A 21,034-nucleotide genomic window follows, 5' to 3' on the forward strand; every position below is an offset into this window, starting at 1 on the left:
GTTCGCCCGACGCAACGCATTGCAGCATTCAGTATTGCCAACATTGCGCAGCCTATCGCATCAGGACGACCTTCATCTGCCGACGGTCGCTTCCGAGTTGCACTTCGAGCATATAAATCCCGCTTGGCCAGATCTCCCCGTTGATCGTCCAAAAATGCCAACCGGCAACATAGGTCCGCCTACCGGTGTCGTGAACAACCCGACCGGCGAGGTCGTGCACGCGGAGTCGAGTCCAAGCCGCTTCCGGTAGTCCGAACCGGACCACCGTCCGGGCATTGAAGGGATTGGGCCAGGCCGGCGACAGTTCCGGAGAAGCGGGCAGTCCTTCCTTCCAACCCGTAACCGCGATAACGGCAAAAGCATCCGCTGCCCAGACCAACCGGCCGTCAAGCGCCTCTGACGTCCCCTTCCGGAGGCCGGTTTCAGTCGCAAGATAAATCTCGAACGACTCGCCGTCCTGCGCGCCATCGATTTTACCGGTCAGAGGATCGTCTCCCATTAGCGCTACGCCGAGCGCTTCGCCGGTCCAGTTGCCTTCGCCGATGACAACGCCCGACTCACCCGCCGTGCGAACGACGACCTTCGTTCCCGATTCGATATCGGGCGGAAGCGAGACCAGCAGCAGGCTCATGTCCGACCCGGTCGGGCGGACACGAGGCGGCGGTGCGTTGAAGTCTCCCGGAAGCGCAGCCAATTCCCCGGCTTGATAGACCAGATCGCGCGCCTGGCGCATCTTGATCCGGTAGCCCTGACCGGGGAGCATCGTCCGCATCCCAAAGAAGCCGAACGGCGGCGCAATGAAGTCCCCGGCGCCGTTCTTGGCGATTACGATGTCGTCCATGATCCGCGCCAGCGCCGTCTCGGTCGCGACCGGCCGGTCGAGGAGGTAACTGACTGAATTCCAACTCTGAATCAGCGGGATCGCCTGATTGGCCGGGATGCGTTCGCCGGTTACGATGAAACTGTCCCCCTCCGAAACATTAACCTGATAGGCCGAGAGCGCGTCCCAAGGTCCGAGGTTAATGAAGTTCCAGCGCGGCGACCAGAACCTCCCGAGTCCGTCCTTGACCAACAGCAAGTGTTCGCGCTGGAGCACCGGGCCGAGCAGCAGCCGGATATCGGTCTCCACCGGCCGGACAAAGGATGAGACGAGGTTCCAACCCCGCGCGAGCGGGACCGTCTGATGCACCGGAATAGCCGCGGCGAGGCTCACCGTCGCCTCCGCTCCGACCTGAAAGAAGGGTATGCCCTCAGCATATTCGGCAATGGCGACATACTCCCGCCCCGATACGGCATCCCAAAGCCGGAAGGCGAGCGCGTCGCCGGGCAGGAAGGCTCCGCCGTGGTGGAAGAGCGTCAGGTCGAGCGGACGACCGAGCCAGCGCGCCAGACCGCCGACCCGATTGCGCGGCGATATCGCGGCGATCTCGCTGCTGATGGCGAGGTTTTGGCCCAACAGCGACGCCGCCTCTATATGAATGATCATTCCTTCGTCGCCTTCGTCAGGAACGTTGAAATGACGGAAACCTTCGATCACATCGACGCGGACGGGCAGAATGGCTTGCGCTGCACCTTCAGACCAGAACGCGACGTCGGCGGTCAGGATTTCACCACCCCGCGCACCTTGCGGCACGCCTAATGTCAGGTCGAACTCGACCGTCTCATCCGGCTCGATCCCGCCTTCCAGCGGCTCAACGACGATCCACGACACGCGCGGCTGGATCTCGAGCCCGGTCAGGAACTGCGGCGACGTGCCATGCACCAGTCCGAGCACCCAGCGGCCTCGATCCCAATCGCCGGTGATGAACGCCCCCGTCGGAGGCCCGCCGTAGGTGTGGACTGATTCGATCCGGTCGGACTCCGGGTCGGCGCGATAGATGCCGGTCGTGCCGTCCGGTTCGAAGTTGAGCGCGTAAAGGTGCATCCCCTGACCGTCTCCGGGATGCCACGCCAAACCATAGACCCCTCGCAAGCCGTGACCATCCCAGCGGACGAGCACCTCGCCGTCGCGGTTCACCAGATACCAGGGCTGATCCCACTCGGTCGCCCAGAAACCGTCCTCGCCCGGATCCCAGGCCAGCGCGCGATTGACCTGAAGCGGCGCGCCGCGCTGCGAACCGGCAGCGGCGCCGTCGGGTCGGAAGGCGTAGATGAGGCTGTCCTGGGAGCCGTAGAGCAGCGTCCCGTCGGTCGCGAGGTCGCGCAGTCCCCAACCGGTCAGCCGTTGCAGCGGCTGGGCAAAGGTGCGCGACAGCCGTCCGTCTTCGGTCATTACGCCGATCTGCGCGCCGCGTGACGGATCGAAAGCCGACACGAAGAACTTCCCGTTCAGGAACTCGGCTCCCATAACCCTCGCGAGTCCGGTGATCTGGCGGATGTCGTATTGGAACAGGCGCTCCCAGGGCTCGTCGCGACCGGGGGCATTTCCGTCGGCGGGCCTAAGACCCCGTCCGGGAGCGTCGCGCCAGCCGCCCGAGGGGGTGATCCGGATGCGCCAGTCAAGCGGCAGTTGGCCCTCGTTGGTTACGCTGAAGCCGACCCCAATCTGTTCGTTCCCGCCCAGCGAGAACTGAACACTGTCCGGTGCGAGCGCAACCGTCGGCCGGTCGAGGTCGAAGTCGAGCCGCAAACTGTCGCGCGCGGCCAGGTCCAGCGCCATTTCTGAAGCGCGATAACCCGGCTTGGTTGCCGTAAAGGTCACCCGGCCCGGCAGCAGACCGGTGATCCGGTAGGAGCCGTTCTGCCCGGTCAAAACTGAGCCGCGGGTCGTCGTGACGAGGGCTCCGGCCAGTGCTGCGCCTTCCAGATCGCGCACGAAGCCGTAAGCCTGCGCATAGACGGCGACCGTCGTCCCCCACAGCGTCAGGTCGTCGATATACCAGCCCGGATACCAGTTGATGTCGTCATCCGAGGCGAACCGGAAGCGCAACCTAATGCCCCGCCCAAGGTAGGGCGAGAGATCGGCGGTTACCAATTGCCAGTCGCCGTTTGCGCCGGTCCAGCCGGGGAGGTTTTGCAGCGCGCCGACGCTCTGGTCGGGATACCCGCCGGCCGGCTCGAGCAGCGTCCAGGGCCCGCCATCGACCGAAATCTGCAACTGCCCGCCGTCATGGCTCGCTTCGGTCGCATACCAATGATAGAACTCGACGCGAGCGGTGCGCGAAGTGACGATATACTCGTTGACGGTAGTCAGAAACCACTCGGCGCTGTTATCGTAGCGTCCTTGACCGGGCCGTGTCGCCCAGGCGTAACGGCCCCGGTTGGCCCGTCCCGGCCCGGTGCGGTTATTGACGTTGCCGAGCGCTGAACTGCGGCTCCAGGAACCGAACGGCGACGGCGAAAAGACCGCGACGAGCGCACTTTCAAAGTCATAGTATTGACCGAGTCCGACCGGAAGGAGGGTGTCGCGCGGCGCGCTGCGGTTGGGAACTTCGTCGAGGGCTATGAAATGGAACGTCTTCCAGCCTTCCTGACCATCCTGAATGGAGCCGCGATAGATCAGTTCCTCGCGGACGGTGGCAACCGCCTGGCCGTCGATGGAGACCTCGCAGCCTGCATAGTCGATGCACTGCGTGCCGTCGGCGTTGATGGCGGGGGCCGTCCAGGAGACGGTGTAGTCAGCGCCGCTGCGCTGAAGGGCGATCGCTCCTACCCGGCCCGGCGGCATGTTAGCGCGCCCGGCGACTTCCGGCCCCTCAATCCGAGATTCATCCTGATAGAAAGCGTCGATCCGGTAGCGATATTCGTGGTCCTCGTTTTCGCTGCCGACCACGTGGGTGTAAGTCCGGAGATCGGTCTCTTCGACCAGTTCATCATCGACAAAGACCGAATAGAACTCGGGCGGATCGCGCCGCGGCAGCCGGTTGCGGTCCGGCATGCGAACGACTTCCGGAAGTCCCGGCACGATAACCGGCACGCCTGGAACCGGACAGAGAACAACCTCCGGCGAGGCTTTGGCAAAGACCTCATCCGCAGCCCGTAGCCGGCGCTCCGGCGCAATGTCGCGCTCTTCGCCATCCTGATAGCGATAGACCGTCGCGCGCATGATCGGATCGCCGGGCAATCCGTTATAAAGTCGCCAGACGCCGTCAAGCCGCAAATAGACCGACCCGGGGGTGTCGAACGCCGGATCGAGCCCGACCGCTTCGACCCGCGGCGGGACGTTGTCGGGGTTGTTGTCGGGATGCTGGCTCCAACCGAAGAAGAAGTTCCCGGACAGGAAGCGCAGCGTCCGCGGCAGGAGGGTCGTAGTCCCGTTGACGGAGTTGTTCAGAATCTGCTGCGACCAGAGCAGTTCCCCCGGCAGGCCGGTGTTGGGGTCTTCGGCGAAGACATAGAAGAAGATCTGTTGATACTGGCCATCGGGCCAGAAAGCGCCGTTGAAGTCGGCGTTGCGGATCTGATAGAGGGTCAGCGCGGCGATGTCGTATTCGCCTTCTACCCGGTATTTGACCGCCGTTATGTCGTCGCGGCCGCGCAGGTAGAAGCCGTTGGCGAGGACGCCGGTGTCGTAGCGCAGGACGGTCGTGTCTCCGTCAATACCGGGAGGCAGCCAGGACAGGCGAATCTGGCTGTCGGAGTAACCGTTGGCGACGATGCCGCGAACCGCCATCCGGTCGTCGAGGATGAAATTCGCTTCCGATTCGCTGTCGTCCTGAACCTCGACTTCAACCTCCCGGTCGGCCTGCCAGCCCCGCATCCTGGCGACGATCCGGTACCGGCCTGGCGGCACCAACAGGTCGTAGGCTCCGGCATTATCGGTGGTGTCGATCCCGCGCGCCCGGCCATTCTCCGTTACCGCACTCACCTCAACACCTGCCAGTCCGGCCTGATTGTCATAGACCGACACGGCGCGTCCGACGACCCGGCCAAAGGGGAGATGCTGCATTTGAAAGTTTCGCTCGATCTCGGCGTCGGCGGCAACGGCAAAAGAATCGCTGGCGTAGGCAGCAAATCCGGGCATCGTTGCGGTGAGGCGGTAGCGGCCCGGGAAGATATTGGTGAAGACAAACCGGCCTACGAAGTCGGGCTGCACGGTCCGGTTGTTGAGGCTTACCCGAGCCAGGAAGGGCATCGCTTCGCGGTCGAAGGTTACCTGTCCAAAGAGCCGTCCCGGACCGCCGTGCACGGTAAGTGTGATAGGAGCCGCGATGATCTCGCCGCGCCGCAGGTCGTGCACCTCCATCCGCGCTTCGCGAAGGCCTTCAAGGTAGTAGGAGCCATCGAATCCGACGGTCAGTTCGGTCGAGCCTTGCGCAGCGACCGCTCCGGCTCCGGGACTTACCGTCACCCAGTTCGCACGGGGGTGCAGTTCATAGATCTTCAGAAGGTCGCGCGACCGGCCTTGAATGACCACGCCGAGCATCCAGGTGCGCGTATCGTAGAGATAGGTAATGAAAGCGCCGCCGGGGAAGCCCTCCTCGGGCGCAGCGGTTACGAGTTGCCGCACCAACTGCCGGGTGCGCGGATTCCAGCGATAGATAGCCGCTCCGCCGTCGTCGGACTCCTGATTGTGGATATAGAGGTGCATCCCGTCGGGATCGGCCGGATTCCAGGCCATTCCCATCACCCCGCGCAGGCCGTGCGCAGTGTAGCGGTCGAGCACCTGACCGGTGGCGGACATGCGAATCCAACTATTGTCCCGGTCGCCGATCCAATAGGTTGAATCGGACGGCACCCAGGCTACGGCGCGGGAAAGCGGGAGCGGCGAAGCAGCCAGTTCCCCGTCCCGGACGCCGGTCGTCGGATTGAAACGCTGAAGGCGGCTCGCATAGGCACCATAAACGAAGCGTCCGTCGTAGGTGAGATCGCGGATGCCCCAACCGGTCGCCTCGGGAGGCTGATCCGCGGTTCGAACGTGTCGTCCGTCGCGGTCGAACCAGTAGAAGCGCGAGCGCGGATCGAAGGGCCGGCCGAACTCGCCGGCCGTGGTGATGAACTGATAGTCCGCCGGCGCTCCGGTTGCGATCATCGTCGCGCCGTAAAAGTATTGCTCGCCGGTCGGAGCGGTGAGGTCTATGGTGCGCACATGATCCCAGGCCGGGTCGCGGCGGGGGACTTCGTCCTGAGCCTCGTCGAGCATCTCCGGACCGGCATTCTGACGACCGACATTGTAGTCGAGGTAAATCCGGTAGTCGGTCGCCATCGCTCCGTTATTGCGGAGCGTGACGCGAACCTGGGTCGTCGTGCCGAAATCGAGTTCGCCATCGACGTTCTCGGGATCGAGCAGCAATTGGCTGTCATAGATCTCGAGAGCGAAGCCGGTGTTGATCGTCGAATCGGGGAGGATGTCGAGGGCGCGCTCCTGGCTGATGTAGCCGGTTTTCGCTGCGCGCAACGTCCGGCGTCCAACCGGAATGTCGAGAAAACTGGCCTGCCCGTTGCCGGCGGTGAAGGTCGTCCAATTATTGTCGAGCGTTAACTGCGCACCCTCCAGACCGGCGCCGCCGGCGGCATCGACAACCCGGACATTGATGCTGCCGAGCCGCGGCAGGACGAGATCGTCGATGAACCACCCGGCGTAGTCGCGCAGGTTGCTGTCGTCGGACTTAAAGGTGAGCCGGACACGCATCCGCTGGCCGGCAAACTGCGACAAATCGCACGAGACCGGCCTCCAGCCGTTGCTGCGACCGCTGAATGCAGGCCCCTCGTCGAAGGCGAAGACCGCGTTGTCGGGGTAACCGCTGACAGGATAGAGCAGTTCCCACCGCGCGCCGTTGTCGAGGGAGTATTCGATCCGCCCGCCGTCCCAGCCCGGCTCGGTATCGTAGAAGTGCTTAAAGTCGAGGTAGGCGCGGCGCGCCCGGGTAAGGTCGATAACGGGAAGATAGAGATGCCAAGTCGCGAGGTCGCCGTAGGGCCGATTGAGGAGCGTCCCCCAGGCGCGCTGGCCCGAAGCGGCGCCAACCGCAGGTACGCCCCACTCCCAGCCGCCGCGCAGCGGCTGACCCACGAGGCCGCTCCCGTTCTGCTCGAAATCGGTGCTGAAACCGATTGTAAGGGCGGCAATGGGCGTAGCGGATACCGGACCCAGCGGCTCCGAGAGCCGGTCGGGGTCTTCATATCGGGCGCGGATGCTGAATTCATAAGCCCGGCCGTTCTCGAGTTCGATGACCGTGTATTCGGGGACGTTGGTCGCGTCGAGTTCTTCGCCATCGACATAGATGACGTAGCCGGTCAAATCGTCGCGGCGGGGCCGTTCGTGGGCGGCAGCGAGGTGGCGGTTCAGGTCGGTGCGCAGTTCCGCGAGTCGACGGCGGTCGAGGTCGGACGGCTTGCCGCCCTCACGCCGGTCGGCAAGAAGCCGGATCATCCGGCGCAGTTCAAGCATCCTTTGGCGGTCGCCGTCGCCGGGCCGCGGCGGGTCCCACGCGAGGCGGACTTCGCGGTCGTCGACGTCGACTCGCAGGTTGCGGGGAGGCGGGAACTCGGGCGGCGCCGACCGGAAGAACTGAACGATCCGCTCCATCAGAGCCAGTTTTGTCCCGCGCTCGCCATCGACCAGCCCGCCGAACTCGAATGATGCGCCGATGGTGGCATAGGTGAGCCCGTTATAAGCGACCATCCCGACCGCCGGATTGCCGCGATCGACAAAGGTGAAGACGTCGAGCGCTTCTCCCTCGCTGCGAATGTGATCGACGAACTGGTTGAGTTGCGCCTGATAACCGTCGAATATCAGTCCCTCGGCGAGCGTTCCGCGCTGGCCGGTAACCGGCGGCGAAGCCGGCCCGCCGTCCCGAAGGCCTTCGATAAAGAAGCGGGGATGGACGGCGGTCACTTCGTCGCGCGCCCAGGTGTCGCCGCCCTCCAAATAGAGCGACCCGCCGATCCGGAGGTAGTCGTCGAGGATGCGGCCTTCTTCAGCGGTGAGCGCGTGATAAGCCTGACCGTCGAGGCCGTGGTTGCCAAGATTGACGAAGACCGCTTCGTAAGACCGGAGGTCGTTCGGGAGGGCTTGATTGAGGCGCAGTTTCAGGTGCGCGACGCGATGGCCCAACTCGCGCAGCGCAGCGCCCTGCTCATCGCCCGACGTCGTTACGGCTCCGGCGTCCCAAATGAGGAACCTTCCCGGGCCGTGAGTGCTGACCAGAAAGGCGGTCTGGCTCGCCACTTCAATGCCTTCGCCGTCGTGGAGCAGGGTCAAGCCTTGCTCGCCGCCGGAGCCTTCGATGCCGATGCTGCCGGTCGAAAGGTCGAAAGCCTCGCCGACAGTCTGGTATTGCAAGATGATATCCCCGTCGGGCTCGAGGATCACCTGCATGGTGATGGTGTTGTCTGGCGAGCGGCCCTCCTCGACCAGTTCCGCCAGGCGCTGGTATTCAACGATCAGATTGCCGTTCCAGTTGGCGCGGTAGATCGCCGCGCGGCCCCAGAACATCTGGGGATTAAGGTCTTTCCAGTAGAGCGCGATCAGGTTGTCGGGGGGCTGGTCGTCGGGGAGTTCGGCGTGCACGGCATTCTGATAGCCGTCGGCCGGGCCGAAGCCGATAAAGCCATTAGAGGAAATCCAGAACTGGTCGTAGAGGCGGCCGAAGAAGGGAAACCGGAAACCGATGTCGAAGGGGCCTTGAAAGTCGTTGTCGCGGAGATTGACGAGGGGCTCGCCGAGGTCTTCGATCTCGCGCCAGAGGTATTCGGCTTCATAGAGCGCATAACCTCCGGCGTCGTCGCGACGCGGCTGAGCCTGAACGGTCAAGACCGAAGTAAGCAGGCAAAAGGCGGACAGGGTGAGATGAAGCGCGGAGCGTGAAAGTCGCAACGGTATGCCCTCAAGTAGAATCGACAACGGCCGGGTGAACCACATAGCAGCGAAGTAACACCATTACCCACTGACCAGTATGTCAATATAGCAACTTCCAGCCAAAAAACAACTCTATCCCGTCATAAAGAGCCTGCTGAAAGCCTCGACTCATACACGCCGCACGCCCTCGTCCGGCGAGTAATGTGGAGATTGGTGGCGTGCGGACGTCCTCGTCCGCACGCCACCATTAAAGGCACCTTTGTGCCCGAATGGCCTGTCGCGTAGGGGCCGAGGAGACCGAAGGTCTCTTCATGCCCGATTATAAAGGGCAGAATCATCCGCAGGATGATTTTGCCCCAAGCGCAAGATCAAGCGCTCGCGCCTACCGGATAAGCGCCCCCTTTACTCTCAGCACCCGCCCTTCGGAGCGGAGTTCGAAGATGTAAAGCCCTGCCGGGGCGCCTGCGGCATCCCACTCTACGAGGTGCCGGCCCACTTCGAGCCGCCCCCGGTCAAGGAGCGCAACTTGCCGTCCGTTCAGGTCCCGCACCACGAGCGCAACCTCGCCGGGCCGGTCCAGGGTGAAGGCGAGCGTCGTCCGGGGGTTAAACGGATTCGGATAGACCGGCTGCAGAGCAAACGTGTAAGGCGACCAGTCATTGGCCGGAGCCGACGTGGGCGGCGGAATGCGCAGCGACCGCGACGTTGCCGACGGCCTTATCGCGACCCCGTCGGTCGCTTCGACCCGCCAAACGACGGTGAGCGTGTCCCGAATGCCGAACTGCCGCATCAAGGTGTCAAGGTCGCTCACGGCGAGTTCCGTCTCAACTCCAGCCTGCCAGATGAGCGTCGTGTCCTGCTGCCCGGCACGAAACTGGAACCGCAGCGAGTAGTTCACCGCGTCGCCATCGACGTCGTTCGACGCCGTCCAGCGGAACGTCGTCCGGAAGTCCGCCAGGATGGTGCCGTCATCGGGAGCCAGCAGGTTGAAGGCTCCGGGCGCATCGTTGACCGGGCGGACGGTGACCCGGAAGGCTGTTGCGGCTTCCTCGCCGGAGGGATCGCGGGCCGTTACGGTGATCTGGGCGCCGCCCGCCAGGTGGAAGTTGGGCGCCGGATCGACCACCAACAGCGAACCTTGCCGGATGCCCATTCCGAGTCCTCCGGGCGCGCCGGCAAAGGCATACTCGAGCACGTCGCCGTCGGGATCGCTGAAGACGGCACTCAATTCGGCGATTTGGAGTGAGCCGGCGTCCTCATCAAAGACAACGTCTTCGATAGCGCCGTCCAGTTCCGGCCCGCGATTGACGTTGTTGACGGTGACCAGCACCGACACCTCGTCGCTTTCGCCACCGGCATCGACGGCCGTGCAGAGGAAGGTGTATTGCCCTTCGTCATCGAAAGTCGGCGTCCAGAGGAACTCCGCCGTTCCGTCGCCGTTGTCGGTGAATTCCCAACCTTCGGGAAGGTTGCCCGGATCGGACCGCCAGGCGACATCGTCGCCATCCGGATCGTCGGCCCGAAACGGAAGCCGAAGTTCCGCGTTTTCATTGACATCGACGGCGAACCGGTCGTCCTCGGTCGGTTCACGAATTACCGGCGGACGGTTGACGTCGTTCACGGTGATGACCAGGATGATCTCATCGGCTTCGCCGGAGGGATCTTCGACAACAAAGAGCGGGCGATATTCGCCGGCGTCGTCGAACGTCGGCATCCAGCGGAAGGCGGCGGTCCCGTCACCGTTGCCGGTGAACTCCCAGCCGTCGGGCAGTCCGCCTGTATCGGCAAGTTGCCAGACCAGGTCGTCGCCGTCCGGATCATCGGCGGCGAATTCGACGACGAACTCCGCCGCCTCGCTTGCTTCAACCGCGAACACCCCGTCGTCAACCGGCTCGGTGATGACGGGGCTCCGGTTGACGTTGGTGACGACGATGGTCACCTCGACATCGGCAACCGCCTCACCGTCGCTGACCCGGAAGACGGGATCATACTCTCCGGCGTCGTCGGGACCGGTCTGCCAGACAAAGGTCCCGCTGCCGTCGCCGTTATCTTGGAAAGCGGCGTCATCCGGCAAGCCTCCACGGTCGGCAAGGGTCAGTCGTAGGTCGTCGCCGTCGATGTCAGAGGCAGTTAGATCGAACCGGACGACATCGCCTTCGCGGACTTCGATGGGGCGATCGGGAAACTCCGTCCAGACCGGTGGATCGTTGACCGGACGAACAGTTACGCCGAAGGTGTGCGGCGTTTGGGCATCGCGGCGCAGCACGGGGCCGCCGTCGGCGGGCCGAAGCCCTCTCCGGGCCCGAACTTCTTCTGCGGCACCGCCATTGACCCTGAGGGCTGCTCGCGCACCCATCAGGCCTTGACGACCATCGTCGGCAGTGACTGTGATTTCCACTTCGCCGTTGAAGTTGGCATCGGGCTGCAGCGACAGGACGTTGTTGTCGTCGAGTCTGAGGTTCAGGCGCTCGCCGCCTTCGACGGAAAACTGCAGGTCGTCTCCGTCGGGATCGGCGAAGACGTCGTCAAGATCGGCGACGTTGGTCCGGCCGGCATCTTCGTCGATGACCAGATCTTCGATCTCCTGCACGACTATCGGCGCGCGGTTGAGGTCGTCGATGACGATGATAACTTCGGCTTCGACCTCGAATTCACCGTCGGTTAGCGTGAGCATCGCGCGAAACTCCCCGGCATCGTCATAGCCGGTTTGCCACTCGAAGAAGCCGGTGCCGTCACCGCGGTCGGTGAACGCCGCTCCTTCGGGCAGATTGCCGCGGCCAAAGCGAATGGCGAGGTCGTCGCCATCGGGGTCGGATCCTTCGACGTCGAAGTCTATGAAATCGGTCTCGGCGGCACGGATCGGTTCAGGCCGCTGGTCCCAACGCGGCGGGCGATTGGGCTGGAATCCGGTTCCCGTTACCGGGACTTGAACCACCGGCCGGTCGGGGTCGTCCGACTCTATGCTGATCCGGCCGTCGAACCGACCTTCGGCATCGGGGGCAAAGATCACCGCAACGGCAAAATAGCCGCCCGGGTCAACCTGTTGCTCGCCTTCGAACCCGACCTGGAAGGCTTCGTTGTCGCCGGCGACTGCCGAGACCGTTAGGACGCCTTCACCGGCGTTGTGGATTTCCAACTCGAATTCGACTTGAGCACCGATGTTGACGGCTCCGAAATCGTGCCTGTCGGGGATGACGATCCGCGGTTCGAGGCTGGCGGTGAGACGAAAGACGGTGAAGCCGTTTACTTCGAAGGCATCTTCACCATCCACCAGTTCCTTACGAGCCACCCACTCGCGCTCCGCGTCCGCGTCCCAGTAACGGAAGGCAAACGACTCGCCGGCGCGGAAGCCGAGCACGTCGTTATCCCCGGCTTCGTCGCCCCAGGCGGCCAGGCCAAAGGCCTGATCGCCCGGCTCCTCGAGGGTTATTGCCCCCGCGCAAACATTGCCGGGGGTGAAAACGCCGACTTCATCCCCAGCCTCGAGCGGCTCGTCCATCAGGTGTGCCGAGAGGATGAGCAGCGAATGGTTGGCATCTGAAGACCGGTAGAGAAAGTGATCGCCTGCGCGAGGCCGCATTGCCGAGATTGCCAGCACGGCTAAACTGTTGGTCGAGTAGAGACCTTCGCCTTCTTCGTATTCGGCTTCGGCGGCAACCTCGAGGCCTTCCCCGGGCAGCCAGATGCGCCAGGAAATTTCCTCATCGGCGCGAAAGCCTTCGATGACCTCCTGCGTGGTGAAATCGTCGCCCCACGCCGCGAGACCAACGGGGAAGCCATGCACGACGGCGGCTCCGGCGCAGGTGCCGCGCGGCGTGAAGACGCCGATCTCGCTGCCGTCGGGGAGGCGGTCGCCCTCGATCATGGCATCGGTAATGAGCAGCGACATGTTGTTGTCGGTCTGCTCGAAGTCCCAATGAAAGAGCGGCGGCGCGCCTTGTCCGGTCAGAGCAACGTCGACCTCGCCCCGGTCGGGGTCGTCGGAGAAGATCGTCAGGCGGCCCTCGAACTGCGCTTCGTCGTCCGGCTCAAAGTAGATCGTAAGATCGCGCGATTCGCCGACGCCGAGCGCAAAGGCGCCGTCGTCCGCAAGAGTGAAGACCGCGGGGCTGATTGTGAAGCGCTCGACCTGAAGCGGGCTCCCACCAGCGTTGCTGATGCGCAGCGAGGCTTCGCCGCGGCGGCTGACCCGGACCTCTCCAAAGTCGATAAGGTCGGTTGAGAGTTCGATGGCGGGCGGCGCGTCTTCGACGCCGAACCCGGCCAGTTGGACGACGATCCGGGGCCGGTCGGGATCGTCGGAGAGGACGACGACCGACCCGGCGAACTCGCCTCCGGCCGGCGGCGCGAAGTTCACTCCAACCTCAATCTCAGCACCGGGTGCGATCAGAGCGGGCAGTTCCGGAGCCGCGATGTCGAAGGCTTCGCCGTTGAGGGTAATCTCCTCGACCGTGAGATCGGCGTTTCCGGAATTGCCGACTACGAGCATCCATTCCCGCTGGTCGCCTGCGGCCACCCGGCCGAAGTCATAGGCTTCTTCGTTAAGCCGAATCCGGGGGGACTCGCCGGCATGCGCCGAGAGCCGGACGGCAATAAAGCCGTTCGCTTGATAGCGGTTTTCCCCTTCGATGAACTCGGCCTCGGCGGCGAACTCTTCACCCGCTGAGCGATCCCAGTAGCGCCATAAAATGGCCTCATCGGCGCGGAAGCCTTGTATCCCGGCTTCGCTGGGGTCTTCGCCCCATAGTGCCATGCCGACCGGCCATTCGCCATCGAGCGTAACTCCTCCGGCGCAAAGCCCGTCCGGGGTGAAGACGCCGATTTCGTCATCAGCCTCGAGTGATTCGCCGTCCAGCACGGCTTCGGTGATCAGCGCGGACATATTGTCGCCGGTCATTTGATAGCGGAAGTGCTGCCCGACCGGGATGCCGCGTCCCGAGAGCGGAACCTCGACCCGTTCGTTGTTAGGGTCGTTCGAGACGATGACGAGCGAGCCTTCGTATTGCACTGGCTCATCCGGAGTGAAGGAGACGTCCAAAACGATACTCTCGCCCGGTTCGACGGCGAACTCCCCCGAGGGATCGACATTGAAGGTTCTGCCTTCGAAGGCAATGTTCCCTTCAAGGAGGGCTTCGCCTTCGTTGCCGAGGCGGACTTGAGCGACAGCCATCGCTCCCACATCTACCGCCCCGAAGTTGACCTCGCGAGGGTCGAGGACGATTTGCGCTAATGGCTCGGCGATGCCGGCGCCACCCAGCGCGACGAAGACTTCTTCCTGGTCCGGGTCGTTGGAGGCGATAGTGAGAGTGGCTTCGTATTCTGCCACTTCGGACGGCGTGAAGGTAACAGCAACATCGAATGACTCCCCGGGTGCAACGGTCCAGCCCTCGTCGGGGAAATCGGTGGAGAAGGCGTCGTTATCGGAGGCGATGTTCCCTACGGTCAGGTCAGCGCCGCCGACGTTGGATATACTGAACGACCAACCCGCCTGATTGCCGACCGTCACCTGACCGAAGTGGTGCTCCGATTCGGAAAGTTGGATCTGGGCCGGTCGCTCGACCTCGGCTGAGAGCCTGAGGAGCGAAAAACCGTTCGCAGTGAAGACCTCATCGCCCTCCTGGAATTGGGCTTGGGCGGGCACTTCGCGCTCTTCATCCGAGTCCCAGAAGCGGAAAGCGAACCTATCGCCGGCGCGAAAGCCGGGATTCTGACCTTCGACCTGCCAGGCGGCGATGCCGACCGGGAAGCCGTTGTTGTCAACGGTAAAGGCTCCCCCGCAGACGTTGCCGGGGTTGAAGACGCCGATTTCGTCGCCGGCAACGAGGCTTTCGCCGTTAAGCGTCGCCTCGGTTACGAGCAGACTGTGGTTGACGTCGGTCTGCGCAAACCGAAAGTGTTGCGCCAGCAGGGGCAGGGGCGCCAGGGTAAGCAGAAAAGCAAGGCGTAGGAAGTAGTTCGTGGTCATAGATCCTCCGCATGTAGGCCGGAACCGCCGCTGACAGTTACGGCCGATGGACAAGGTAGATGGAGGTAATATAGCGGCTTTCAGTCAAAAGCAAGTTGATACTGCGCACATGGGTGCGATAATGTTCTTGGGTCAGCCTCCAGATTTAAGTTTTGATACGGTGGTAACGTATTCCTCGACCATCCGGCGGACGACCTCTCCGGCTGGGAGCACTTCCTGAATGTCTCCCGCCGCCTCGCCGGCTTCCATATAGCCCTCCACAAGGTCGCCATCGAACGTCCCCCGACGTGCGCGGCCACGGCCGAGCAAGGCGGTCAATTCCTCTTCGGAAGCGCCGTGCGTCTCAGCATCGCGGGCCTTTTGCGCAAACTCGCCCAGCAGCATGCGCGTCGGACTTAACTTCTTCAGCGTCAATGTCGTAGCCGGTTCGCCGGAGGCGACGACGGCCTCCTTATAGGCGTAAGAGGCGGAACTCTCGACGGTGCAGGCGAACCTCGTTCCAACCTGGACGCCGTCGGCGCCCAGTGCCAGCGCGGCAGCAAGACCCCGCCCATCGCGAATACCTCCGGCAGCGAGGATTGGAACGCCGACGTGATCGGCCAGTCGCGCCGTCAAGACGAATGTGGTTACCTCTTCATAGCCATTGTGCCCGCCCGCCTCAGTGCCCTCGCCGACGACGGCATCGACGCCGCGTTCGACGGACTTGAGAGCCAGTTTGAGCGACGGCACGACATGGGTGACGATGCAGCCAGATTCCTTTAATAGCGACGTGAACTTACCGGGATTGCCGGCGGAGGTGAAGACGTTGCGAATTCCACCGTCGAGGGTAACGCGGACGAGGTCGGCGGCATCGTCGCGCATCAGCGGAATGTTGACTCCGAGCGGCCCATCCCAGACGGCGCGGGCATTGGCGATATGCAATGCTAACAGATCGGGCTTCATCGAGCCGGCGCCGATTAGGCCGAGCCCTCCAGCCTGAGATACTGCAACGGCCAACTTCCAGCCCGCAGTCCAGATCATCCCGCCCTGGACTATCGGGTAGCGGATGCCATAGAGCGCGGTGATGCGGGTCGGGAGGGTCTCCGGCAGACCGGCGCGCCCGCCCCCCCCCATAGCGGTGTCAGTGTCTCCCACTACGGACCGACGAGGAGGATGTCGGCTCCGTTGAACTCGAACCAGCCGGGGAACTCGGCGACGGCTTCATACTCCGCCCGGAGCGTCCGCTCGTGCCCCTCCTCAAACTGCGCCAGATAGTAGAGCAGCCGCTGTCCGGAGGGGTCCGACGATCGCCCGGCGGCATCGCGATAGAACTTCGCCGCTTGACGCTCCTTTTCGATAGCGTAGAGCAATATCTCGGGCAGCGGCAGGTTGACGGGGATCGGCGCATAGGAGCGGAGCGCCTTCTTGGGCAGGCGCGGCTTCGCTTCGCCAGTTGAGGCGGCGAGTAATCGGTAGAGCATCTCGCGGTGCGATTCCTCCTCCCTTGCCAGTGCGAGAAATTTCCCCTTGGCGAGGGGATTCTGCACCTTAAGCGCGAGAAGACGGTAGAGTTTGCGGGCCTGGATTTCCTGCGCCACCGCCAGGCCGATCACTTCAACGCCGGTCAGTTCAGGATCGGGCATAAGACTCCATGGAAAGTGCTCAAGTGAGCACGTGCTCGAGAACTCAAGTGGTCAAGTGCTCAAGTGAGCAAGTGAGTAAGTAAATATCAAGGTGCGACCCGATGCCTGACCGGCTCCGTTAGGAGCAACCCTACTTCGCGAGGGCTTCGACAGCGGCGAGAACCTCCTTCGCGTGGCCATCGACTTTGACCGGCGACCATACCCGACGCACGGTCCCGGAGGAATCGATCAGCACCGTAGTGCGGATGACGCCTTCGTATTCCCGCCCATACATAGACTTCGTGCCCCAAACCCCGTAAGCGTTCAGCATCACCTGTGCGGTGTCGGCCAGCAGGGAAAAGGGGAGCGAATGCTCGGCGATGAACTTCGTATGACTCTCAGGCGTGTCGGGACTGACGCCGAGAATCGTTGCGCCGGCCTTTTGGATGCGGGCGTAGTTGTCGCGGAAGTCGCACGACTCCTTGGTGCAGCCGGAGGTGAAGTCCTTCGGGTAGAAGTAGAGCACCAGACTACGGCCCTGGTGGTCGGCCAGCCGGACGACCTTGCTGCTCTCGTCGGGTAGGCCGAAGTCGGGCGCCGGCGATCCGACCTTGGGCAGCGCGGGGGTTGTATCTTCAGGCATGGGGTGATCCTTGGAGTATGCTGGAAACGGCAAAGTGAATAAGCCGCAGACGACGAACATCGCTACGGCGAAACTGGAGTAGGCTTTATTGTGCAAGATTTGGTCCGAACTACTTGACGAGTTCTTATCGCATCACGACCACCTTTATTGCTCTGCGCGCCTGCGGGGTGGTTGCTGTCAAATAATATATGCCGGTGGGAACCCCTTCCCAATCGACTGCGACCCGTATCTGCGTCATGCTGACAGCAAGAGGTTCAAGGTGCGAGGACCATACGACCCGGCCGGCTATATCGAAAAGTTGCAGGTGTGTCGGGAGGCCCTCCAGTATGGTGAACGCGACCGTCCCGCGTCCATTGAGCGGGTTGGGGTGCAGCGAGAGGGTCAGGTCGCTTGAAGCCGCCACCGGAGGAGGCTGCACCCGGGCAACCGTCCCGGTGAGTTCGATCCGGCCGATTTCCCAGCCGCCCATTTCGACTCCCTCATCGGCCCCGAAGCGGAGCCGCACTTTTACCGGACCGGACGGACCGCCTAACAAGACTCGATCCTCCCGCCAGTCGAAACTGCCGTTCCAGCACGGTCCGCCGGGGAACGAGCCGTTATCGACCGCGACGCCGTTGTAGCCGTTTAATGGCGCTGTGCGCCGCCATCCTTCGCCGCGGTTCACTTCGACGATGCCGCCGTCGTAAAGTTGCTCGGCTTCCATCCGGTGGTAGATGCTTAGCCCCGCATCGCTGCCGAAGAGCATGAGCGGCAGTTCAAGCGCGCCGTCCGACATCGGCGGGTAGGAGGTAGTATCGGGCCCGCCAAAGGCGAGACCGCCGGCAAAATCGGGCCCGCCTGCGGTGTCCCACCTCCAGACCGAACGATAGGTCTCCTGAACTGGATAAATTACGGCCCAATAAGCCGAATCGTTCAAATTGGGTGCAAACCGAAAGTCGCTCCGGCAAGGCAGAATCATCATCCCGATCGAGCGGACGACCCCACCGGCTGCCGCTCCGAGTTGGGTGACGACGCCGCCCGAAAGGCGCGGCTCACCGATAATGCTGAATCCCACCGGAACGCTTACGCCGCGAGCGCCGGGAGCAATCGCAGGCAAGGCCGTTTCGGCAGCATCGAATACCAGAGCACTATCGAAAGAGAGCAGCGTAAGGCGTCCGCCGGGACGGAAGCCGTCGCCTCCGTCATTGAAAAGGCTCACGAGGAGACTACCAGACTCGCCCGGCTCGACGAGGTCGTTGCCGTCGCCGGTAGTCTCGTCGAACTGGAAGCCTCCGGCGACCAGCCGGGAACTGCGGACTTCGAGGAACACCCGGTCATACCAGATTTCGCCGTCGTCGGGCTGAAAGACGGCATCGAGCCGCACCCGGTGCCGGTCGGGTGTCTCCGGTGCGATGCGCAGCCGGAAGCCTTCAACGAAAACTTCGTCGCCGGACTCGATCTCACCGATACGGCTCGCCGCGGCGATCAGTTCGACCGCCGGATCGTTCGTCGTCAGTTCAACGCGGATGTCACTTAAAGTCTCGCGGGCGAGGTTGTTCACCAGCAAGGTCATATCGATCTGCTCGCCGGCGTCGGCAATGCCGTCATTGTCGCCGGCGCTGTCATCGACCCAGATGAACTCGGCGGCTCGCAACCCCCGCCGCAGTTTCAGGGTGGGATCGCCGATGTGCGTCATCCCGTAGAACCACGATCGCGCCCAGTTGACGTGCCCCGGCTCGCGTCCATGCAGGGCGAACCACCGGCGAAGGGATTCGCCGAAACTAATGCCGTTTGCCATGTGGCGATAATAGTCGTCGAAGAAGAGCATCCCGCCGACCTTGGCCGGACCGACTGCGCCAAGCGCCGAGGGACTCCGCAAGGCATAGAGCGCCCCCATACAGAGGTTGCGCGAGAGGTTCATCACCGAGCAAGCGAAGAGATTATAGAATAGAACGTTGGGAGCAACCTCCTCGCGCAGATTCCGGAACCGGAAATAGTCGAAAACGCGCCGGTTCTGGGTGTGAAAAGCGTGGGCATCGGCGGTCGAATGGACGGCCACCTGCATCAGTTCGAAGCCGTCGCCGGTCAGGTAGTCGCGGTAGGTCGAAGCGCTTGTAGTCTCAGGCTCCTCTACCAGTTCGACCCGGCCAAACGCGAGACCGATATCCCCGGCCCATTGGTTGGCGACAATTCTCCAGTCGTCATCGATGAATGCAACCGCGCGATGCGGCAAGCGGTGTGCGCCCCGCCGGTAAGCCGATATCCGGTCGAGATATAGCGCCGTGGTGGTGTCTTCGCGGATGCGGCTCAGGTTGTAAGCCGCTATCCGTCCGAGCCAGATGTCGGGCGCCCAGGCACCGCTATGGACATCGTATATGCCGTTGCCCGAAGTGTCCTGCCATTCGCCGTCGAGGTCCATATAGAAGAGGTCGATAGGGAACTCGTGCAAACGCGGGTTGTCGGGGACGTTTTCATTATAGAAGTATTCGCGATCCTCAAACCAGGCGAGAGCGATCTCGCCGCAGAGGACGACGCCCACGAGGTCATCACCGCCCAATTCGATCAAGGTCGCTTTCACGTCAGCAGGCGAGCCACCTTCCAAATTGACCTGGACGACGTCCCAGCCGTCGGCGGCGACTTCCTGAGCGTAGCGCTCAAAGCGCTCCTCCATCTGGTTGAACAAGTTGTTGTTGACGGCGATGACGACGGTGCCCTCTTCGTCGCGACGCGGGAATCGGCGGACGCCTTCGAAGCGGGAGATGCCGAAAACCTCGAGCGGACGTTCGGGGAACCTATTCAGGTATTCGGCGCGGGTGGGAAGCGGCGCTCCGGTCGGATCGCGGGACGGCTCGAGGTGGTAGCGCGACGGCGGAGCCGCAAAGACGAATGCAGAATGTAGAATAAAGAATGCAGAATAAAGAACTAATGCTCGCTTGCAGAACTTCGTGTAACTATGGAGCACTCTTGCACGCGCAGGCGGGCATCCAGTCGAGGAATGCTGGTCTGGTTTCCCGCCTTCGCGGGAACGACTATCATAATACAACCTCTCATTGCAATGAGTCATTATGAAAGCAGAACGATAGGCGATAGAGTCTCCCCTTGACCTATTCCTGCCAAGAGAAGTCTCAGCATTCATCAATCTGCAATTTGCAATTTGCATTCTGCATTCCGCATTATTAATTCTACATTCTTCATTCAGCACACTTCACTCTGCCCCGGCATCGACAGCGTGCAGGAAGACCTCTTCCAGATTAGCGGCATGAAAGCGGTCGCGCAGTTCCGAAAGTGTCCCGGTCGCGGCGATGGTGCCCTTATGGATGATCGCGATGCGGTCGGCCAGGCGCTCGGCTTCGCCCATATCGTGGGTCGAAAGAAGGACGCACTTGCCGTTGTCGCGCGCCGATCTGATGAAGTGGACGATATTGCGCGCCGCCAGGACATCGAGGCCGGAGGTCGGTTCGTCGAGGATCAGGACCGGCGGATCGTGGACGACGGTGCGCGCGATGTTCACCTTCTGGCGCTGGCCGGTCGAGAGTTTGGCGCAGCGGCCGTTCCAGAAGGTGTCCATACCGAGTTCACGCTTCAAGTGTTCGCAACGTTCCGTGAGGAGGCCGTCCGACAGTCCGTTCAAGGCTCCAAAATAGGCGATCGTCTCGGCGGCGGTGAGGCGTCCATAGAGGCCGGTGTCGCCGGAGAGGAAGCCGAGTTGCCGCCGGACGGCGTCGGGGCGGGCGAGCAGGTCGGCGTCGCCGATCCGGGCGCTGCCGCCGGTCGGGGTCAGGATCGTCGCAAGCATCCTAAGGGTTGTCGTCTTGCCGGCGCCGTTGGGCCCGAGAAGGCCGAGGATTTCGCCGGGATAGGCGTCGAACGAGACCCCCGCAACGGCGTCGATCCGGCCTCGCTTCCGGTCGTAAAAGACCTTGCTCAGGCTATGGACATCAACTGCCGACTGGGACAAGGCAGACCTCTATTATTGCCTGTTGCAGTTAGTTCTGGAACTCTCCCCTCTGCATCGCGAGGGGGAATATATGGGGTGCAATTAGGGTTGCTCTTCTACCCCCCTATTAAGTCCCCCCGCAGAGCAGGAGGACAAGATAAGGTCATAT

7 protein-coding genes are annotated in these 21,034 nt (G+C 62.8%); all 7 read right to left on the minus strand.

The window, feature by feature from the left end:
- Nucleotides 1-52: 52 nt before the first annotated feature.
- Nucleotides 53-8,803 carry a hypothetical protein gene (locus FJY67_00490; GenBank protein MBM3327935.1) on the minus strand — a complete coding sequence of 2,917 codons (8,751 nt, stop codon included), beginning with the start codon at nucleotides 8,801-8,803 and terminating at the stop codon, nucleotides 53-55.
- Nucleotides 8,804-9,122: 319 nt separating this feature from the next.
- Complete coding sequence (locus FJY67_00495; GenBank protein ID MBM3327936.1) at nucleotides 9,123-14,705, minus strand: choice-of-anchor D domain-containing protein; 5,583 nt, start codon at nucleotides 14,703-14,705, stop codon at nucleotides 9,123-9,125.
- Between the two features lie 132 nt (nucleotides 14,706-14,837).
- The gene (locus FJY67_00500) at nucleotides 14,838-15,818 is read right to left on the minus strand and encodes a nitronate monooxygenase (protein ID MBM3327937.1); all 981 of its coding nucleotides are present in this window, start codon (nucleotides 15,816-15,818) and stop codon (nucleotides 14,838-14,840) included.
- Nucleotides 15,819-15,838: 20 nt separating this feature from the next.
- Nucleotides 15,839-16,327 carry a hypothetical protein gene (locus FJY67_00505; GenBank protein ID MBM3327938.1) on the minus strand — a complete coding sequence of 163 codons (489 nt, stop codon included), beginning with the start codon at nucleotides 16,325-16,327 and terminating at the stop codon, nucleotides 15,839-15,841.
- 130 nt (nucleotides 16,328-16,457) lie between these two features.
- The gene (locus FJY67_00510) at nucleotides 16,458-16,949 is read right to left on the minus strand and encodes a thioredoxin-dependent thiol peroxidase (GenBank protein MBM3327939.1); all 492 of its coding nucleotides are present in this window, start codon (nucleotides 16,947-16,949) and stop codon (nucleotides 16,458-16,460) included.
- A gap of 124 nt (nucleotides 16,950-17,073) precedes the next feature.
- On the minus strand, nucleotides 17,074-20,088 hold the full coding sequence (locus tag FJY67_00515; GenBank protein ID MBM3327940.1) for a T9SS type A sorting domain-containing protein: 3,015 nt from the start codon (nucleotides 20,086-20,088) through the stop codon (nucleotides 17,074-17,076).
- A 45-nt stretch (nucleotides 20,089-20,133) separates the two neighbouring features.
- Nucleotides 20,134-20,886, minus strand: coding sequence for an ABC transporter ATP-binding protein (locus FJY67_00520; protein ID MBM3327941.1), 753 nt, complete (start codon nucleotides 20,884-20,886; stop codon nucleotides 20,134-20,136).
- Between the last annotated feature and the right edge of the window lie 148 nt (nucleotides 20,887-21,034).

It is taken from the genome of Calditrichota bacterium, assembly GCA_016867835.1.
Lineage (GTDB): Bacteria > Electryoneota > AABM5-125-24 > Hatepunaeales > Hatepunaeaceae > VGIQ01.

What these genes read in the sequence shown, in the direction of transcription:
- FJY67_00490 (MBM3327935.1), bottom strand. Translation starts at nt 8,803, where the DNA reads ATGTGGTTCACCCGGCCGTTGTCGATTCTACTTGAGGGCATACCGTTG.
- FJY67_00495 (MBM3327936.1), bottom strand. Translation starts at nt 14,705, where the DNA reads ATGACCACGAACTACTTCCTACGCCTTGCTTTTCTGCTTACCCTGGCG.
- FJY67_00500 (MBM3327937.1), bottom strand. Translation starts at nt 15,818, where the DNA reads ATGGGGGGGGGCGGGCGCGCCGGTCTGCCGGAGACCCTCCCGACCCGC.
- FJY67_00505 (MBM3327938.1), bottom strand. Translation starts at nt 16,327, where the DNA reads ATGCCCGATCCTGAACTGACCGGCGTTGAAGTGATCGGCCTGGCGGTG.
- FJY67_00510 (MBM3327939.1), bottom strand. Translation starts at nt 16,949, where the DNA reads ATGCCTGAAGATACAACCCCCGCGCTGCCCAAGGTCGGATCGCCGGCG.
- FJY67_00515 (MBM3327940.1), bottom strand. Translation starts at nt 20,088, where the DNA reads ATGCAAATTGCAAATTGCAGATTGATGAATGCTGAGACTTCTCTTGGC.